Here is an 18,338-nt window from a genome sequence, read left to right on the forward strand (position 1 = left end):
TCCGAGCGCCGCTCGCGACGTCCCGCCCTTGTCCGGATCCTCCCGTTCGGAGCGGCCCTCCCTGTGCGAGTGCGACAAGAGGAGGCGTCCGCCCCGCCGGTAGGGTGAGCGGGTGACCGCGAACACCGAACGTCCCGCGCCCGATCTGTACACGACCGCGGGGAAGATCGCGGACCTCAGGAACCGCTACCACGAGGCCGTCACGGCCAGTGGCGAGGCGGCGATCGAGAAGCAGCACGCCAAGGGCAAGATGACCGCACGGGAGCGGATCGACACCCTCCTCGACCCGGGCTCGTTCGTCGAGCTGGACGAGTTCGTCCGCCACCGCACCCACGCCTTCGGCATGGAGAAGAAGCGACCCTACGGCGACGCCGTCGTCACCGGCACCGGCACCATCCACGGCCGCCAGGTCGCCGTGTACTCGCAGGACTTCACGATCTTCGGCGGCTCGCTCGGCGAGGTGGCCGGCGAGAAGATCATCAAGGTGATGGACCTCGCCCTGAAGACCGGCGTCCCGATCATCGGCATCCTCGACTCCGGCGGAGCACGGATCCAGGAGGGCGTGGTCGCCCTCGGCAAGTACGGCGAGATCTTCCGCCGCAACACCGCGGCGAGCGGCGTGATCCCCCAGATCTCGATCATCTGCGGCCCAGCCGCGGGAGGCGCGGTCTACTCCCCCGCCCTGACCGACTTCGTGATCATGGTCGACAAGACCAGCCAGATGTTCGTCACCGGGCCCGACGTGATCAAGACCGTCACCGGCGAGGACGTCGGCATGGAGGAGCTCGGCGGCGCGCTGACCCACAACAAGATCTCGGGCGTCTCGCACTACCTCGCGAGCGACGAGAACGACGCGCTCGACTACGCGCGGACGCTCCTCTCCTTCCTCCCGGACAACAACCTGTCGCCGGTACCCGTCTTCGAGACCGAGGTCGATCTCGAGACGACCGACGCGGACCGCTTCCTCGACACGGTCATCCCGGACAGCCCGAACCAGCCGTACGACATGCGCGCCGTCATCGAGCACATCGTCGACGAGGGCGACTTCCTCGAGGTGCAGCCGCTGTTCGCGCCGAACATCGTGATCGGCTTCGGCCGCGTCGAGGGCCGCTCCGTCGGCATCATCGCGAACCAGCCGAGCGCCATGGCGGGCACGCTGAACATCGAGGCGGGCGAGAAGGCGTCCCGCTTCGTCCGCTTCTGCGACGCGTTCTCGCTGCCGATCCTGACCCTGGTCGACGTCCCGGGCTACCTGCCCGGCACCGACCAGGAGTGGACCGGCGTCATCCGCCGCGGCGCGAAGCTGCTCTACGCCTACGCCGAGGCGACCGTGCCGCTGGTCACGGTCATCCTGCGCAAGGCCTACGGCGGCGCGTACATCGTGATGGGGTCCAAGCAGCTGGGAGCCGACATCAACCTCGCGTGGCCGACCGCCGAGATCGCCGTCATGGGAGGCCAGGGCGCGGTGAACATCCTCTACCGCAACGAGATCCGCAAGGCGGAGGAGGCCGGCGAGGACGTCGCAGCCGTCCGGACGCGCCTGGCGAACGAGTACACCTACAACGTCGCGAGCCCGTTCCTCGCGGCCGAGCGCGGCGAGCTCGACGGCGTGATCGAGCCCTCGGCGACGCGTGTCTCCGTCATCAAGGCGCTGCGGGCGCTGCGCACCAAGCGCGCCAACCTGCCCGCGAAGAAGCACGGCAACATCCCGCTCTGACCCGACTCGCTCGGACGCCGCGGCAGGAGACGGGAGACCGTCCGTGCCGCGGCGTTCCGCTGCGACCGCCTCCTCACGGGGCGGAGGGGGCGGAACGATCAGTCGGAGGAGCCGGGCCCGGTCCGTCGGGCAGCGGACTCCGCGGGAGCATCGGTCCGCACGACGGGAGCGTCCGGCTCCGCGGCCGGAGCATCCGGCTTCCCTGTCGCGGAATCGGGCTCCGCTTCCCGGGCATCCGCCCTCGCAGCCGGAGCACCCGCCTTCACCGCAGGACCACCCGCCTTCACCCCAGGACCGTCCGGCTCGGCTGTCGGAGCACCCGCCTTCGCCGCAGGAGCGCCTGCCCTGGCGGCCGGAGCATCCGGCTTCGCCGCGGACGCCTCGGACGGCTTCTCCTCCGGCTTCGCCCCGACCACCCGCGCGAACGCCAGCGCCTGCGCGGCGGAGAGGTCGGGCAGATAGGCGCGACCCAGCGCGGCTCCGATCCGGGGCAGCTGCAGCGCGTCGGGGTAGGTCATCCAGAGGCCCGCGTAGCGCGGGTGGAACTTGGCCTTGAAGCGGAACAGCGACGTGAAGCCGTAGGCCGGCTCGAGCGTCCGCGAGAGGAACTCGAGCAGGCGCGAGAGGACCGTCGGCTCCGGAGGCTCCTCCCCCTCCTCGACCGGTGCGGTGGCGAGCGGTGCGCCCGAGAGCGAGAGGAACTCGGCACCCTCCTCCTTGACGCGCAGCGCCGCGGAGGCGATGAGGAACTCCATGATCCCGGGCATCGAGTCGTCGGAGCGGCGCATGAAGTCGAGGGTCCAGCCGACCACGCGCCCCTCCCGATGCACGGGCAGCCAGCTCGTCACCCCCTGCAGCACGCCGTCCGGTCCGACCGCGAGCAGGAGGGCGACGTCGGGATCGCGGACCTCGTCGATCCCACCGAGGGTGAAGCCCATCTCGGGCAGCGCCTTCTCGGCGACCCAGCGCTCCGACAGGTCGACGATCTGGTTGGCCATGCCGAGGGAGAGCTCGGGCCAGCTGGTCCACTGCGCCTCGATGCCCAGCTTGATGCCGCGCGTGAGCGGGTAGCGCACCTTCTGCCACCGCTTGCCGGTGAGCTCGAAGGAGGAGAGCTCGATGATCGTCTCCTCGCCGACCGAGAGGCGCGACCAGCCGAGCCGGTCGAAGACGGGGAGCAGCTCGTCGTGGATGCTGTAGAAGACGGGCGTCCAGCTGCGCTCGTCGCAGAAACGCACGAACTCGGCCACGACGTCCTCCCGCCGCTCGGGAGCGCAGGCCGGGTCGGAGAGGGTGATCGCCACGCCGCCGATCACCCGGTAGGCGACTCCGCCGGTCCCGTCGGCCGAGATCCAGTGCGCGTTGCCCTCCCAGGTCCCCTGGTGGCCGAGGCTGCCGGCGCCGTGCACGGACAGGAGCGCGCGGTACCGCGCCTCGTCGCCGCGGTTCCGCTGCACGTCGGTGGCCCGGAGCAGAGCGACCACCGCCACGACGACCACGAGCCAGAACACCGGGCCGACCCACTCGAAGACGATCCGCGCAACGGGCTCCCGCGGCACGGCGAGCAGTCCGGCGCCGCCGAGGAAGCTCACCGGGACGAAGCGCAGCAGCCCGTCCAGGAGGAGCCTCCCGAGGCCCAGGAGCGGCTCGAAGCTCGTGCGCACGCCGGCCGAGAGCGCCAGGTAGCCGCCGAGGGACACGACGAAGGCGATGGCGACGACCCGCGTCCAGAGCCTCGCAGCGGCACGGGGCGCGCGGATGCGGAAGTGCCTCCTCCCGATCACGAGCATCGCCACGACGGCCAGCGGCACCAGCACCGTCGTCGCCACCCAGAGCAGGTACTCGGCGTAGTACAGGAACTCGGGGTGACGGGCGGCGCGCTGGAGGGAGAAGACCTCCAGGATCGCGATCGCGATGTTCACCCCGACCGCCAGCAGCAGGCCCAGGCGGCGCCCGGAGCGCAGGCCGTAGGCGGCGACGAGCAGGAGGAGGAGCGGGACGAACGTCAGCAGGATCGGCCCGGGGGCGACCAGGCTCAGCTTCACGTGGTGCGCGCAGTGCCGGAGGGCGCGGCTGCACGGGTCCTCGAGGTCCGTCGTCCCCGTGAAGGCGCTCTGCAGCAGTCGGCCGAGGAACGAGAACGGACCGTAGCCCGAGTCCGAGAGGACGGCGACGAGCGGACCGATGGCGGTGACGACGACGACCGCCGCCAGCAGCCCCCGGGACTCGCGGTGCGAGCTCGGGGCCGGACGCTGCGGACGCAGTCCCGACGCTCCCCGCGCGAGCACCGCGCCGAGCACGAGCCCCGCGCCGCCCGCGAGGAGCCGGTACGCGTCGGCGGAGTCGCCCGCGTAGAGCACGAACATCAGCACGACGGCGAAGACGGTCACCCGGAGCCGGCGACGCCACAGAGCGCCCATGAAGGCGGTCGAGGCGATGAGGGCGCCGACCGCGCCGATCAGCGGGTCGAAGGTGTGGTCGCCGACGGTGTCGCCCGCCCACCACTCGCCGGCGAGAGCGCCGATCGACTGCACGGAGGACCCGACGACGATCCCGACGGCGCCGGTCACGAGGAAGGCGAGGAGGGTGCGGGCCGAGCCGAGGCGGCGCTCCGCGGCGAGGAGCATCGGGAGCACCAGCACGACGTCCAGGAGCAGCTGCAGCGGGTCCGCCGCGATCAGGAGGGCGGTCACCGCTGTCCACGGACGGCCGTCGAGGGTCGTCATCGGGCCCGCCGCCCACCAGGACGTCGTCTCGGCTCCCGCGGGGGCGACGAGCGTCCCCGTGATCGCGCTCGCGGCCAGGAGGACCAGGACGACCGAGACGGCCGCGGGCGACCTCCGGACCAGCAGACGCAGGGGGCGCAGCGCCGCGGCACCGCTCCTCGGGAACCACGTCGGCATGCGGGGACGCTCCTGTTCGCAACGGACGGACGACGCTCCGGCGGCATCCGGCGTCAGCATAGCCATGCCCCGCCGACCGGCGCCGTGAACGGCATGCGATAGCGTCACGGGATGACCGCCTCCGACTCCGCACCCGCCGTCGTCATCTCCACCCCCGGCCTCGACGCCGCCGAGATCGCCGCCGTCACGGCCGTCGTCACCGCACTGACCTCTCGCACCGAGGCCGAGCCGGAGACCCCGCAGGAGCTCAGCGGGGGCTGGAACGACCGCGCCGCGGCGGTCCGCAGGCCGCTCCGGCCGGCACCCGGAGCGTGGCGCTCCTTCTCCGGCTGAGCGGACTCGCAGACGCAGCCCGTCGGGGAACGAGCGATCCGCGACGCGGAACGTGAAATTTGTCCCCCGATTAGTCCCCTAAAGTGCTGACTATGCGCCTCCTGGCGGAGCGAGCACACTAGTGGACGTACGGTGCTCCTCCTTCGGAAGGGGCACCGCCAATCACTCGCCGACCAGGGTAAGCAGGCGGGTGTGTTGGGGGCGAGTGAGGGTAATATTCGGGTTGTTACCCTCACTCGGGGTTTGACGGCGGGCCGGGCCCCCTCTTCGGAGGAGTGGACGGCCCGCCGCACTCCGTTAACGGGCTTTCGTCCTGACGCGCTCTGCGCTCAACGGGCTCTGCCCATGACGGCTGCTCACGCTCGTGCCGCGCCGTGCCGCGCCGCGCCGACGATCGGTCCGCTCCGAGAGACCGGGCGCGCCGAGACCTGAGCTGTGCTGAGAGCCGGAGCGTACCGCCCGCGGCACCGATCCGAGATACGCACGCCCTCCGGGGCGGGTCGCCGCCGGTCGCTGAGCGTGCGGACGGCCGCGCCGTCCCGCGCGCTCTCCGCCGCTCAGACGTCCCGTCCGCCGACGCCGTCGCGCCGGATCTCGACCCAGGCGTCGACCTCGTCCCCCGCGTCGTCGGAGCCGAGGGCGCCCGCGCTACCGTCGCCGGCCGTCCGCAGGCCCACGACCGTGACGGCCGACGCCGAGTCGGCCGACGCGGTGCGCACCACCACGCGGTCGACCTCCTCGCGGATCCCGCTCAGAGCCTGGGCGAGCTCCCCCAGCACCCGCTGGCTCTCGCCCTCGGAGGTGCGGTCGAGGCCGCCGTCGTCGAGCACCGAGACGGTCACCCCCCGCCGCCGCGCGTCGAGCACGAGACGCCGCACCTCGTCGTCCAGCAGCCGCCGGCCGCGGATCTCGTCGCGCACGGCCGCCTCGAGCAGCCGGCACTCGCGCCGCTCCTCGTCGGTGAGGCCCGGTCCCGGCTCGGCGATGCGCAGCAGCATGTCGGCGGCGAGGGCACGGGTCTGCTCCAGCCGGACCTCGCGCTCCGTGAGGTGCGCCTCCTCCGCGGCCCGCCACGACGCGGCCGCGCGCTCGGCCGCCTCGAGCACGCGCGCCTCGGAGCCCGCGCGCCCGAGCTCGACGATGAGCAGCTGCGCGATCGCGACCCAGGCGATCCCCCCGACGACGCCGAGAGTGGCCAGCGCGGCCGGGCCGGCCCAGAACACGGTGTGCACGATCAGGAAGCCGACGCCGACCCAGGCGCAGGCCGCGCGCCGGCGGGCGCACACGATCGTCATGAGGGTGCCGACCGCGGCGATGTACCAGGTGGAGTAGCCGTTGGAGGCGCCCGGATCGAGCGACGGCGCGACCAGCAGCGGCAGAGCGACGGCGACCGCGGTCATCCCGACCGCGACGGGCAGGGCGAGCCGGGTCGTCGCTCCCGGCCAGAGGGCGACGACGGTCGCCGCGACGTACAGCGCGACCGCGACGAGGTCGGCCGGCGTGGCCGGGGAGATGCGGAAGGAGAAGAAGGCGAGCACCACGTGGTACAGCGAGAAGCCGGCGCCGAGCGCCTGGAGCAGGGGGCGCGGGTAGGCGATCACGGCCCTCCTCCCGCGTCCGCCCGCCAGGAGAGGACGACACGGGTGCCCTCGCCCGGAGTCGAGTCGACCCGCGCCGATCCCCGCGCGTTGTGCACCCGCTCGAGGATGGAGAGCCGGATGCCCAGCCGCTCGCGCGGGACGTCGGCGAGCCGGAAGCCGCGGCCGTCGTCCTCCACCACGACCTCCACCGCGCCGTCGCCCAGCAGCCCGTGCACGGCGCGGTGGACGCTGCCGCTCGGACCCGCGTGCTGAACGCTGTTGGCGAGCGCCTGCCAGACCGCGCCGAGCAGCGCCTCGGCCACCGGGCGCGGCAGCGTCGTCGCGCGCGGATCCACTCCGTCGGCCGTCGCGACTGCGATCTCGGTCCCGAAGGTGGACGCCGCGTGGGCGAGCTGGCGCTGCAGGAGCTCGAGCGGGACCAGCCCCTCGGGCGGCTCCGGCTCGTGGTCGGGCAGCAGCACGGCGAGGGTGCGCTGCGCCATCGAGGAGACCAGCGCACGCTCGGCCGGCGACTCGGCGGAGGCGGCGGAGAGCAGCGTCGCAAGCACGTTGTCGTGCACCAGGGCGTCGACCTCGACCCGCTCCACCTCGCCGGCGTGCTGGCGCATCGCCGCCTCGTACTGCTCCATGGCCGTCGTCTGCGCGCGATCGATCTGGTCGGCCGACTGCCGGAGCACGGTGATCAGCACCAGCATCACGAAGCCGACGATGCCCACGTAGGCGGCGTCGAGGATCGCGCGGGTCGGCTCCGCCCCGCCGCCGGAGGGGAGGACGCGCAGCAGCCCGAACAGCACGGTCGTCACCGACACGTACGCGATCGCGATCCGGAGGGGAGCCGCGATCGTGCAGAAGGCGGTGCCGATGGTCAGCAGGTACCAGATCCACGGGGTCTCGCGGTCCGCGCCCCCGGTGGCGACGGCGGCCGGCCAGGTCAGGAGGGCCACGAGGACACCGACCGCGACCAGGACCGCCGTGATCCGCGTGCCCCGCCGCAGCACGGCGGTGACCACGGCGGCGGTGAGCGATCCGAAGACCAGCACCAGCACCGGCCAGGCCACCTCGGGGCGCAGGAGGGGCAGCTGCGCGAGGATCGGCGGCACGGTCTGCACGCCGAAGCCGAAGCCGAAGAACGACACGACCGTGCTGATGATCCGGTCGATGCGCTCGCGCCCGGCGTTGCGGCGGGCGATCGGCGCCTCAGCGCCCGCCATCGCCGTCGTCCGGGTCGATGCCCGGCAGGATGCCGTCCTCCACCGCGCGCCGCAGCAGATCGACCTTCGTCGGGGCGGGACGGCCGATCTCGACGTACTTGTCGCGGATCCGGTCGAGGTACTCCTTCGCCGTCGACACCGAGATCTGCAGCCGCTCGGCCACCAGCTTCAGTGGCAGCCCCGAGGCGTAGAGGTGCAGGACGTCGCGCTCGCGACGGCCGAGCACGGCCCGCGCGAAGTCGTCGTCGGCGTCGATGGCCGAGGCCCACTCCAGATTGTTGAGGACCACGCCGCGGGCGACCGTGCGGATGGCGGCGACGACCGTCGACATGGGCGAGGACTTCGGGATGACGCCGGCCGCTCCCGCGGCGAGCGCCTCCCGCACGGCCACGACGCGGTCCGCGATGCTGTGGACGAGGACGGCGGAGCCGCGCACCTGCCCCCACTTGACGTTGCTGGTGATGCTCGAGCCGTCGTTCAGGGACAGGTCGAGGACGAGCACCTCGATCTCGGCGCCGCCGATCGTGCTCTCGAGGGCCTGGACGGTCTCGGCGGCGGCGACCACCTGCATTCCCGCGCTCTCGACGGCGGCGGCCACGCCCAGGCGCACCGACTCGTGGTCGTCCACGATCGCCACGCGCACGCGCGGGGCCTCGGCTGCGTCGACGTGGGGCTCCATCCCGCCCATGGTACGCAGACGCGGGCCCGCGGTCAGTCCTCTCGGCGGACCAGTCGCGCAACGGCCTCCACGTGGGAGGTGTGCGGGAAGAGGTCGAAGCTTTCGAGGCGCTCCAGCTCGTAGCCCGCCCCGGTCAGGGCGCCCACGTCGCGGGCGAGCGAGACCGGGTCGCAGGCGACGTAGACGAGCTGCGCCGGCCGCAGCTCCGCCAGAGCGTCGGTGACCGCTCGGCCGGCGCCCGAGCGCGGCGGGTCGAGGACCACGGTCGCCGCGCGCCACCGCGCCCGCTCGCGCGTATCGGCCTGGGCGACGACGTCGCGGAGGTAGCGGTCGACGCGGGCGGTCACCGCGCGGGCGCCGACCTGGTCGGCCAGGTTCTCGAGCGCGTGCTCGGTGGCGCGGGAGTCGCTCTCGACGCTGGTCACGCGCACTCCGGCGCCGAGGCGGTCGGCCAGCGCCGCGGCGAGCAGGCCCACCCCGCCGTAGAGGTCGTGGTTGGCGGCCGACGGGTCCGCCGCGTCCGCGTCGACAGCGGCCTGCACGGCCTCGAAGAGCGCGGCGGCGGCTCCGCGGTGCACCTGCCAGAAGCCGGTGCGGTCGACCCGGAAGGTGCGGTCGGCGACGAACTCGCTCACCACCGTGCGGTCGCGGCGGGCGCGCTTGTCGGAGGGGTCGTGCACGAGCACTGCGGCTCCCTCGGACCCGGCCGCGTCGACGAGGTCGACCACCGAGCCGGGAGCGAGGCGCTCGCCGAGCGGTGCGGCCAGGGAGGAGTCGGCGGTCGCGAGGGGCAGCGACTCCACGGTGACGACGTGGTGGCTGCGTGCCGCGTAGGGGCCGACCCGTCCGTCGTCGTCGACGTGGAGGCGGTTCCGCGTGCGCCAGCCGAGGCCTCCGGACGCGTCGTCCCCGCGGATCGGCGAGACCTCCACCTCGACCTCGCGACGGGCGAAGCGGGAGAAGGAGTCGACGAGCACGAGGCGCTTCAGCTCGCGCTGGTAGGCCAGGTCGGCGTGGCCGAGCTCGGCGCCGCCGACGCGCTCCTCCGGGCGGCGGTCGAGGGCGGCCTCGGGCCAGACGTGCTCCACCCGGTGCTCGGACGCCTCGAGCACCTCGAGCGCCTCGGCGCGCCAGAAACTGTCGTGCCGGACCTCGCTGATCCGCGCCCGCACGCGCTCGCCGAGGAGGACGTCCGGGACGAAGACGACGCGGCCCTCGTGCCGGGCGACGAACACGCCGCCGTGGGCGACGTTGCTAATGTCGAGCTCGATCTCGGTCCCGAGTGCGTCGTCGGCCCCGTCGGGGCGGGCGGATGCTCGGGACGGGGTCTGTGCCATCCGTCGAGCATCCCACAGCGTGGGCCCGGCCGCAGGGAGCCCTCGTGCGCCTCTACCTCGCCTCCACCTCCCCCGCGCGCCTCGCGCTGCTGCGGGCCTCCGGGATCGAGCCCGTCGTCGTCCCCTCCGAGGTGGACGAGCCCGCGGCCGTCGCCCGGGCCGAGCAGGAGCGGGGCGCGGCGCTGGACGCGGACGCCACCGTCTCGCTGCTCGCCCGCGCCAAGGCGCACGCTGTCCTGCGCCCGGACATCGACGGTCTGGTGCTCGGCGGCGACTCCGCGTTCGTCCTCGACGGCGTCGTCCACGGCAAGCCGCACGAGCCCGAGCGGGCCCGGGAGCGCTGGCGCGCCCAGCGCGGACGCACCGGCCGCCTCCACTCCGGCCACTGGCTCGTCGACCACCGCGGCGGGAGGATCGTCGCCGAGGCCGGAGCGGTCACCTCCGCCGCCGTCACGTTCGCCGATGACATCGACGACGCCGAGATCGACGCCTACGTCGCCACCGGCGAGCCCCTCGAGGTGGCCGGCGCCTTCACCATCGACGGCCGCGGCGCCGGCTTCATCACCGCGATCGAGGGCGACCCCTCGACGGTGATCGGGATGTCGGTGCCGACCCTCCGCACTCTGGTGCGGAGCCTCGGCGTCGACTGGACCGCGCTCTGGAACCGCTGAGGCCCGTCCCGCCCTTGTGAGGAACCGACGAAGGCCCTCCGCTTCTTTGTGGTGAGCCGCGCCGGGCCGGGCGGCGCCGCCCCCTAGGGTTGGGGACCATGCCGAAGATTACGAAGGTGCTCGTCGCCAACCGGGGCGAGATCGCCGTCCGAGTCATCCGCGCCGCCCGCGACAGCGGGATCGCCTCCGTGGCCGTCTACGCCGACCAGGACCGCGACGCCGTGCACAGCCGCCTCGCCGACGAGGCCTACGCCCTCGGCGGGACGACCAGCGCCGAGACCTACCTCGTCATCGACAAGCTGCTCTCGGTGGCGCGCCGCTCCGGTGCCGACGCCGTGCACCCCGGCTACGGCTTCCTCGCCGAGAACGCCGACTTCGCCCGCGCCGTCATCGACGCCGGCCTGATCTGGATAGGCCCCGGCCCCGAGGCCATCGAGCGCCTCGGCGACAAGGTCTCGGCCCGCCACGTCGCCGAGAAGGTCGGCGCGCCGCTGGCCCCGGGAACCCTCAACCCCGTCTCCGGTGCCGCCGAGGTGCTCGAGTTCGTGGACCAGTACGGCCTCCCCGTCGCGATCAAGGCGGCCTTCGGCGGCGGCGGTCGCGGCCTCAAGGTCGCCCGCGAGCGCGACGAGGTCGAGGAGCTGTTCGCCTCGGCCACGCGCGAGGCCGTCGCCGCCTTCGGCCGCGGCGAGTGCTTCGTCGAGAAGTACCTCGACCAGCCGCGCCACGTCGAGACCCAGTGCCTGGCCGACGCGCACGGCAACGTCGTCGTGGTCTCCACCCGCGACTGCTCCCTCCAGCGCCGCCACCAGAAGCTCGTCGAGGAGGCGCCCGCGCCGTTCCTGACGGACGCGCAGAACACCGAGCTCTACCGCGCCTCGAAGGCGATCCTGCAGGAGGTCGGCTACCTCGGCGCCGGGACCTGCGAGTTCCTGATCGGCAAGGACGGCACGGTGTCCTTCCTCGAGGTGAACACCCGCCTCCAGGTCGAGCACCCCGTGTCGGAGGAGATCACCGGCATCGACCTCGTGCGCGAGCAGTTCCGCCTCGCCGAGGGCGGCGTGCTCGACTACGACGACCCGGCGCCCCGCGGCCACTCCTTCGAGTTCCGCATCAACGGCGAGGACGCGGGCCGCGGCTTCCTCCCCGCTCCGGGCCCGGTGCACGTCTTCAAGGCCCCCGGCGGACCCGGCGTCCGCGTCGACTCCGGCGTCGTCGCCGGCGACGTGATCTCCGGCTCCTTCGACTCGCTCCTCGCGAAGCTGATCGTCACCGGCGACAGCCGCGAGCAGGCGCTGGAGCGCTCGCGCCGCGCCCTCGCCGAGTTCGAGGTCACCGGACTGCCGACCGTCCTCCCCTTCCACCGCGCGATCGTCGAGGACCCGGCCTTCGCCCCCGAGGGCGGCGCGCCCTTCACGATCTACACCCGCTGGATCGAGACCGAGTTCGAGAACACGATCCCGGCCTGGAGCGGCGAGCCCGGAGCGACCGACGAGCCGGCGGCCCGCCGGAACGTGGTCGTCGAGGTCGACGGGCGCCGCGTCGAGGTCACTCTCCCCGGCGACCTGGTCGGCTCGGGACCCGCCCGCGGGGCCGCTGCCGCCTCCCCGAAGCGCCGCGGCTCCTCCTCCGTCAGCACCGTCACGGGCGACTCCGTCGCCTCGCCCATGCAGGCCACCATCGTCAAGGTCGCCGTCGCCGAGGGCGACACGGTCGTCACCGGCGACCTGGTCGTCGTCCTCGAGGCGATGAAGATGGAGCAGCCGCTCACCGCCCACAAGGACGGCGTCGTGAAGGGCCTCGACGCGACGGCCGGAGCGACCGTCCCCGCGGGACACGTGCTCCTCCAGATCGTCTGAGCCCGTTCCGGGCCGCTCCCCGCGCGGCCCGGCGCGGTCGGCTCCTCGACGTGAGTGGTACCGCCGAGCGGGTCGCGTCGCGCTGCGGTCAATCGCTTCGCACGCGATTCCCGGTCGTGCGCTCTGCCGATGAAGGGCCGCACCCCGCGCGGCCCGGCGGAGTGGCGCGTCAGGTGACGATGTGCATGGCGCGCGCGGCGTCCGAGATCGAGCCGGTGAGGCTCGGGTAGACGGTGAAGGCCCGCGCGACCTGGTCGACGGTCAGGCGGTGCTCCACGGCGAGGGCGAGCGGGAAGATCAGCTCGCTCGCCTTCGGAGCGACGATGACGCCTCCGATGACGGTGCCGGAGCCGGTGCGCGCGAACAGCTTGACGAAGCCGTCGCGGATGCCCATCATCTTCGCCCGCGGGTTCGCGGCGAGCGGGAGCTTGTAGATCTCGCCCTGCGCGATGCCCTCCTCGATCTCGCGCTGGCTCCACCCGACGGTCGCGATCTCGGGCTGCGTGAAGATGTTCGCCGCGACGTTGCGCACCTCGGTCGGGTTCACGGCGTCGCCCATCGCGTGGAACACGCCGGTGCGGCCCTGCATGGCGGCGACGGAGGCGAGCGGGAGGAACGTGGTGCAGTCCCCGGCCGCGTAGATCGAGGGGACGCTGGTGCGGGCGACGCGGTTGACGCGGATGTGCCCCGACTCCGTCAGCTGCACCCCCGCGTCCTCGAGGCCGATGCCCGCCGTGTTCGGCACGGAGCCGACGGCCATCAGGCAGTGCGAGCCCTCGACGACACGTCCGTCCGAGAGCACGGCCTGCACGCCCTTCTCGGTCCGCTCGACGCGGTCGGCGCGCGACTTCGAGAGCACGACCATGCCGTTGCGCTTGAAGACGTTCTCGATCACGGCGGCCGCGTCGGCGTCCTCGCCGGGCAGCACCTGGTCGCGGGAGGAGATGAGGGTCACGCGGGCGCCGAGCGCACGGTAGGCGGAGGCGAACTCCGCGCCGGTCACGCCGGAGCCCACCACGATCAGGTGCTCGGGGACGGACTTGAGGTTGTAGAGCTGGGTCCAGCTGAGGATGCGCTCGCCGTCGGGAGCCGCGGTCGGGAGCACACAGGGGCTGGCGCCCACCGAGACCACGATCGTGTCCGCCTCGATGCGGTCGAAGTCCATGCCCTCGCCGCCGGCCGCCGTGGAGACGATCAAGGCGTTCGAGCCGTCCAGGCGCCCGTCCCCCTGGACGATGCGCACGCCGTGGTGCACCAGATTCGCGCGCATGTCCTCGGACTGCTGGCGCGCGAGCCCGAGCAGGCGCTTGTTCACCGTCGCCAGGTTGACCGCCACGTCCGGGCGCACCGGCTTGTTCTGCTCCGAGCGGGTGAAGAACTGCACGCCCAGGTCGGCGGCCTCGCCGATGGCGTTGGTGGCCTCCGCCGTCGCGATGAGCGACTTCGACGGGACGACGTCGGTGATGACGGCCGAGCCGCCCACTCCGACCCGCTCGACCAGGGTGACCTCAGCGCCGAGCTGCGCTCCCGCGATGGCGGCTTCGTAGCCGCCCGGCCCCCCTCCGAGTACAGCGATCCTCTGCGCGCGCTCGAACTCGTAAGCCATGCTTCCCATTGTCCTCTCTCACTGAGTGTTCGCCCAATCGCGGGGTGTCGGATCGGCCGCGGGAGTCGCCCTCCGCCGCCGCGCAGCCCGTCGGTAGGGTGGGAGGATGTCCGACCAGACCCTTCACCCCCTCGACGCCCCCGACGCCGATCCCTTCGAGATCGCGGCCCGCGCGGCCGCTCAGATCGCCGAGGCGACAGGGGTCGAGAAGCACGACATCGCCCTCACCCTCGGCAGCGGCTGGGGCAAGGCCGCCGACGCGATCGGCGAGACGACCGCGACGGTGGAGGCCACCGAGATCCTCGGCTTCTCCAAGCCGGCCGTGCACGGGCACGGCGGCACCCTGCGCTCCGTCCTGCTCCCCACCGGCAGGCGCGCGCTGATCATCGGCGCCCGCACCCACTACTACGAGGGCTACGGCGTGCGCCGCGTCGCGCACAGCGTCCGCACCGCCGCCGCGACGGGCGCGACGGTGATGATCCTCACCAACGGCGCGGGCGGCATCAAGGAGCACTGGACGCCCGGGACCCCCGTGCTGATCAGCGACCACATCAACCTCACCGCCGACTCGCCGCTCGAGGGCGCGACGTTCGTCGACCTCACCGACCTCTACTCCTCGCGCCTGCGCGACCTCGCCCGGGGGACGCGTCCGGAGCTGGACGAGGGCGTGTACGTGCAGTTCCGCGGGCCGCACTACGAGAGCCCGGCCGAGGTGCAGATGGCGAGGATCATCGGCGGCCACATCGTCGGCATGTCGACCGCCCTCGAGGCCATCGCCGCGCGCGAGGCGGGCATGGAGGTGCTGGGCATGTCGCTCATCACGAACCTCGCCGCCGGCATCCAGAAGACCCCCCTCAGCCACGAGGAGGTGCTCGAGGCCGGCCGCGACGCCGAGGACGACCTCGCCCGCCTGCTCGCCGGGATCACGGGCGCCCTGTGAGCGCCGACGTCCGGGAGCTCGCCGAGGCCTGGCTCGCCCAGGACCCCGACCCGGAGACGCGGGAGGAGCTGGTCGGCCTGCTGACCGCCTCCGACTCGGGCGACGCCTCCGCCCGCGCCGAGCTCGAGGACCGCTTCGGCGCCCGCCTGGCGTTCGGCACCGCGGGCCTGCGCGGCGCCATCGCGGCGGGATCCAACCGGATGAACCGCGTGCTGGTCTCGCAGGCCGCCGTCGGCCTGGCCGACTTCCTGCTGGCGCAGGGCGTCCAGCGGCCCGTGGTCGTGATCGGCTACGACGGCCGGAAGAACTCGCGCGTCTTCGCCGAGGACTCCGCCGCGCTGATGGCGGGCGCCGGCGTGGACGCGGTGCTGCTGCCCCGGCTCCTGCCCACCCCCGTGCTGGCCTTCGCCGTGCGCCACCTCGGCGCCGACGCCGGAGTGATGGTCACGGCGAGCCACAACCCGCCGCAGGACAACGGCTACAAGGTGTACCTCGGCGGCGCCGACGAGGGCTCGCAGATCGTGCCGCCGGTCGACTCCGAGATCGCCGAGCGGGTCCTCGCGGTCGCGCGGGACCGGCGCGTTCCGGAGCTGCCGCGCGGCGAGTACCGGCTCGCGGACGAGTCCGTGGTCGCCGCCTACATCGAGGCGACGGCCGCCGTCGGCCGCCAGTCCGCTCCGCTGCGCGTCGTCTACACGGCGATGCACGGGGTCGGCTGGGAGACGGCGCACCGGGTGCTCTCCGCGGCGGGATTCGACGAGCCTGCCGTCGTGGTCGAGCAGATCGAGCCCGACGCGGCGTTCCCCACGGTCGCGTTCCCCAACCCGGAGGAGGCGGGCGCCCTCGACCTCGCCTTCTCGACCGCGCGCTCCGGTCGCGCGCAGCTGATCGTGGCCAACGACCCGGACGCCGACCGCTTCGCCGCCGCCGTGCCCGACGCCTCCGCCCCGGAGGGCTTCCGGCGCCTCACCGGCAACGAGGTCGGAGCGCTGCTCGGCTGGCGCGCCGCCGAGCAGGCCCGCCGCGAGGGCCGCACCGGAGGAGCGCTCGCCTGCTCGATCGTGTCCTCCCCCGCCCTCGGTGCCGTGGCGGCCGACTACGGCCTCGACTTCGCCGAGACGCTCACGGGCTTCAAGTGGATCTCGCGCGTCCCCGACCTCGTCTTCGGCTACGAGGAGGCACTCGGCTACCTGGTGAACCCCGGGACGGTCCGCGACAAGGACGGCGTCTCGGCCGCGCTCGCCTTCCTCTCCCTCGCGAGCGCGCTCGCCGCCGAGGAGCGCACGATCGACGACGAGCTGGAGTCGTTCGCCGAGCGGTTCGGGCTCTTCGGATCGGAGCAGATCTCGCTCCGCGTCACCGACCTCTCCGAGATCGGCCGGATCATGGCCGGACTGCGCGCGACGCCTCCGACCGCGATCGGCGGGCTCGCCGTCGAGCGGAGCGAGGACCTGCTCGCCGAGGGCGGCGCGCTGCCCCCGACCGACGCGCTCCGCTTCTCCCTGGACGGTGCCCGTCTCATCGCGCGCCCGAGCGGCACGGAGCCGAAGGTCAAGCTCTACCTCGACGCCTGGTCGCACGACTCCGACGCCGACGCCCGCCGGTCGGCCGTCTCGTCCCGCCTCGCCGCCCTGCGCACCGGCGTCGCGGAGCTCCTCGCGTAGGTCCCCCTCCGGTCAGCGGGGCGCGCGGACACCGATCCGCTCGCCCCGCTTCCAGAGCCACTCCACCGGACCGAGCTCGAACCGGCGCAGCCACAGGTGCGCCGCGAGCACGACGACCGCCGCGATGAGCAGGAACGCTCCGACGGTCGCCGGGACGCGCCACTGCGCGGCGGTCACCGCCAGCCCGAGTCCCCAGCCGTAGAAGAGGGCGCCGCCGAGCAGGTTCTGCAGGAGGTAGGCGCTCAGGGCGACCCGGCCGACCTCCCGCGCCCGGCGTGCCGCCCAGCCCTCGGCGCCCCGGCGGAGGCAGGCCTCGGCGAGGGCCGCGAGCAGGCCGAGCCCGACCAGGGGCGCGACGAGGTAGCGCTCGGCGAGCAGACCGGCGGCGCTCCCCCCGACGCCCAGCGCGAGGTCGACGGGGAGGGCGAGGGCGCCGAGGACCATCATGCGACGGCGGAGTGACGCGCCCTCGGCGGCGAGGACCCCCGCCCGATGGAGGCGCGCGCCGAGGAGGAACATCGCGAGGCTGAGGAGCCCGATGAGCACCGGCTCCGCACGGAAGACGCCCGCGTTCTGCAGCCGGAAGAGGGCGAGGCCGAGGAACGACGCGTCCGCGTAGGGGCTCCGGCCGGTCGGCCCCTGTCCGGCACCGTCCGGACTCACCGCCACGAGCGCCACGAGCGCCGAGATCAGGACGACGTGCAGAGCGCCGCAGACGAGGATCACGCGGCGCTGCGTCGTCGGCCGGGTGAGCAGCAGCCAGGCGACGACCGCTCCGGTGACGGCGTATCCCATGAGGACGTCGAACTCCGCGATCAGCACGTAGTTGACCGCGCCGTCCAGGAGGAGGAGCGTCGCGCGCCAGAGGTAGCGGCCCGGCCAGCGCGTCCCGCGCCGGACCGCGGAGGCGTGCTGGATCGCGAGGCCCACCCCGAAGGCGAGGGAGAGGAGGGCGAGGAACTTGCCCTGCGCCAGCGCCATCAGCAGGAGCTGCGCAGTCCCGGCGGAGGAGGAGGTCTCCGGCGTCACCGGGACGGAGAGCAGTCCGAGCATCCCCCAGGGGTGGGAGAAGATCCAGATGTTCGTGCCGAGGGTCCCGATGATCGCGACACCGCGGACGACGTCCAGGGTCGCGATGCGGCGGCCGGCTCCGGCACGGGGTGGCAATACGGTCGTATTGGTCATGTCCGAGAGCGTAGCCTGCTCGAGCAGTCGAACGAGAGGGACGCCATGCCGGATCGGCGCGAGAGCAGGAGCGACATCCTCTCGGCGGTCGTCGCCGTCCTCTCGACCCGCGGGGCGGAGCACCTCAGCATCCGCACCGTCGCGGCCGAGGCCGGCGTCTCGGTGGGGGCCGTCCAGCACCACTTCCCGACGAAGCAGGCGCTGCTGGCCGGCGCGATGGCCCGGGTCGAGGAGCGCTTCCGCGAGCGGATGCGGAGCCGCCTGGAGGCCGAACCCTCGGCCGAGGTGCGGCTGCGCGTCTTCTGCGACGAGATCGCGTGCGTCGCAGACGAGGACGTGCCCGACGCGATCGTGTGGACCGCCTTCGCCTCCCGCGCCGGCACCGATCCGGAGATCCGCGCGATCCACACCGCCGGCTGGTCGCGCACGGAGGACGTCGTCCTGGAGCTGCTGCGCGCCGCGCATCCCGCAGCGTCGTTCGGCGCCGACGACGCGGCGCTTCTCCTCGCAGTCCTCGACGGCATCGCGGTCTCCCGCGCGGGCCGGCCCCTGCTCACGCTGTCGGCCGACGAGCCGGAGCGCTTCGCCCGGGCGCTCGAGGCGCTCGACGGTGCCTACCGGATCGGCGACGA

The 18,338-nt window shown here is 73.4% G+C and carries 14 protein-coding genes; 7 read left to right on the top strand and 7 right to left on the bottom strand.

Annotated features, from left to right (window positions below; all coding sequences use genetic code 11):
• Positions 1 to 112: 112 nt before the first annotated feature.
• Positions 113 to 1,717 (top strand): acyl-CoA carboxylase subunit beta, encoded by a 1,605-nt coding sequence (locus C5C37_RS08150; protein WP_104223164.1) that lies wholly within the window; start codon positions 113 to 115, stop codon positions 1,715 to 1,717.
• A 98-nt stretch (positions 1,718 to 1,815) separates the two neighbouring features.
• Here C5C37_RS08150 and C5C37_RS08155 read toward each other — a convergent pair whose 3' ends face one another.
• Positions 1,816 to 4,620, bottom strand: a complete 2,805-nt coding sequence (locus C5C37_RS08155; RefSeq protein WP_181127389.1) for a DUF2156 domain-containing protein — start codon at positions 4,618 to 4,620, stop codon at positions 1,816 to 1,818.
• 111 nt (positions 4,621 to 4,731) lie between these two features.
• Here C5C37_RS08155 and C5C37_RS08160 point away from each other — a divergent pair, with 111 nt between their 5' ends.
• A complete protein-coding gene (locus tag C5C37_RS08160; protein WP_104225462.1) occupies positions 4,732 to 4,953 on the top strand; it encodes an acyl-CoA carboxylase subunit epsilon in 222 nt (73 codons plus the stop codon).
• Between the two features lie 557 nt (positions 4,954 to 5,510).
• Here C5C37_RS08160 and C5C37_RS08165 read toward each other — a convergent pair.
• The 4 genes from C5C37_RS08165 to C5C37_RS08180 are packed head-to-tail and all read right to left on the bottom strand — an operon-like array spanning position 5,511 to position 9,781.
• Complete coding sequence (locus C5C37_RS08165) at positions 5,511 to 6,554, bottom strand: hypothetical protein (protein WP_104338769.1); 1,044 nt, start codon at positions 6,552 to 6,554, stop codon at positions 5,511 to 5,513.
• Positions 6,551 to 7,765 (bottom strand): sensor histidine kinase, encoded by a 1,215-nt coding sequence (locus tag C5C37_RS08170; RefSeq protein ID WP_104256321.1) that lies wholly within the window; start codon positions 7,763 to 7,765, stop codon positions 6,551 to 6,553. The genes C5C37_RS08165 and C5C37_RS08170 overlap by 4 nt, the downstream gene beginning before the upstream one ends.
• Positions 7,752 to 8,453: a response regulator transcription factor gene (locus tag C5C37_RS08175; RefSeq protein ID WP_104338770.1), complete on the bottom strand. Its 702-nt coding sequence runs from the start codon at positions 8,451 to 8,453 to the stop codon at positions 7,752 to 7,754. The genes C5C37_RS08170 and C5C37_RS08175 overlap by 14 nt, the downstream gene beginning before the upstream one ends.
• Before the next feature lie 23 nt (positions 8,454 to 8,476).
• Positions 8,477 to 9,781, bottom strand: coding sequence for a class I SAM-dependent RNA methyltransferase (locus C5C37_RS08180; RefSeq protein ID WP_146085204.1), 1,305 nt, complete (start codon positions 9,779 to 9,781; stop codon positions 8,477 to 8,479).
• A gap of 44 nt (positions 9,782 to 9,825) precedes the next feature.
• Between C5C37_RS08180 and C5C37_RS08185 the strand changes: the two genes are divergently transcribed.
• Positions 9,826 to 10,452 (top strand): nucleoside triphosphate pyrophosphatase, encoded by a 627-nt coding sequence (locus C5C37_RS08185; protein WP_181027094.1) that lies wholly within the window; start codon positions 9,826 to 9,828, stop codon positions 10,450 to 10,452.
• A gap of 98 nt (positions 10,453 to 10,550) precedes the next feature.
• A complete protein-coding gene (locus tag C5C37_RS08190) occupies positions 10,551 to 12,311 on the top strand; it encodes a biotin carboxylase N-terminal domain-containing protein (protein WP_104223170.1) in 1,761 nt (586 codons plus the stop codon).
• A gap of 169 nt (positions 12,312 to 12,480) precedes the next feature.
• Here the strand turns inward: C5C37_RS08190 and C5C37_RS08195 are convergent, their stop codons facing one another.
• Positions 12,481 to 13,917: an NAD(P)H-quinone dehydrogenase gene (locus C5C37_RS08195; protein ID WP_104338771.1), complete on the bottom strand. Its 1,437-nt coding sequence runs from the start codon at positions 13,915 to 13,917 to the stop codon at positions 12,481 to 12,483.
• Positions 13,918 to 14,023: 106 nt separating this feature from the next.
• On the opposite strand from C5C37_RS08195, the gene C5C37_RS08200 reads away from it, so the two are divergent.
• Positions 14,024 to 14,857 (top strand): purine-nucleoside phosphorylase, encoded by an 834-nt coding sequence (locus C5C37_RS08200; RefSeq protein ID WP_104232831.1) that lies wholly within the window; start codon positions 14,024 to 14,026, stop codon positions 14,855 to 14,857.
• Positions 14,854 to 16,521 (top strand): phospho-sugar mutase, encoded by a 1,668-nt coding sequence (locus C5C37_RS08205; protein ID WP_104338772.1) that lies wholly within the window; start codon positions 14,854 to 14,856, stop codon positions 16,519 to 16,521. Before C5C37_RS08200 ends, C5C37_RS08205 begins: the two co-directional genes overlap by 4 nt.
• Before the next feature lie 12 nt (positions 16,522 to 16,533).
• On the opposite strand, the gene C5C37_RS08210 is transcribed toward C5C37_RS08205, so the two are convergent.
• Entirely contained in the window at positions 16,534 to 17,706 is a 1,173-nt protein-coding gene (locus C5C37_RS08210) for a DUF418 domain-containing protein (RefSeq protein ID WP_104246686.1), read from the bottom strand.
• 45 nt (positions 17,707 to 17,751) lie between these two features.
• Here C5C37_RS08210 and C5C37_RS08215 point away from each other — a divergent pair.
• The coding region (locus tag C5C37_RS08215; RefSeq protein ID WP_104338773.1) for a TetR/AcrR family transcriptional regulator at positions 17,752 to 18,338 on the top strand (587 nt) is incomplete at its 3' end.

This window comes from Rathayibacter sp. AY1F9 (assembly GCF_002932155.1).
GTDB lineage: Bacteria > Actinomycetota > Actinomycetes > Actinomycetales > Microbacteriaceae > Rathayibacter.

Bases quoted from the DNA above. Each gene is read 5' to 3' on its own strand.
- C5C37_RS08155 (WP_181127389.1), bottom strand. From the start codon at position 4,620: ATGCCGACGTGGTTCCCGAGGAGCGGTGCCGCGGCGCTGCGCCCCCTG.
- C5C37_RS08160 (WP_104225462.1), top strand. From the start codon at position 4,732: ATGACCGCCTCCGACTCCGCACCCGCCGTCGTCATCTCCACCCCCGGC.
- C5C37_RS08170 (WP_104256321.1), bottom strand. From the start codon at position 7,765: ATGGCGGGCGCTGAGGCGCCGATCGCCCGCCGCAACGCCGGGCGCGAG.
- C5C37_RS08175 (WP_104338770.1), bottom strand. From the start codon at position 8,453: ATGGGCGGGATGGAGCCCCACGTCGACGCAGCCGAGGCCCCGCGCGTG.
- C5C37_RS08180 (WP_146085204.1), bottom strand. From the start codon at position 9,781: ATGGCACAGACCCCGTCCCGAGCATCCGCCCGCCCCGACGGGGCCGAC.
- C5C37_RS08190 (WP_104223170.1), top strand. From the start codon at position 10,551: ATGCCGAAGATTACGAAGGTGCTCGTCGCCAACCGGGGCGAGATCGCC.
- C5C37_RS08195 (WP_104338771.1), bottom strand. From the start codon at position 13,917: ATGGCTTACGAGTTCGAGCGCGCGCAGAGGATCGCTGTACTCGGAGGG.
- C5C37_RS08200 (WP_104232831.1), top strand. From the start codon at position 14,024: ATGTCCGACCAGACCCTTCACCCCCTCGACGCCCCCGACGCCGATCCC.
- C5C37_RS08210 (WP_104246686.1), bottom strand. From the start codon at position 17,706: ATGACCAATACGACCGTATTGCCACCCCGTGCCGGAGCCGGCCGCCGC.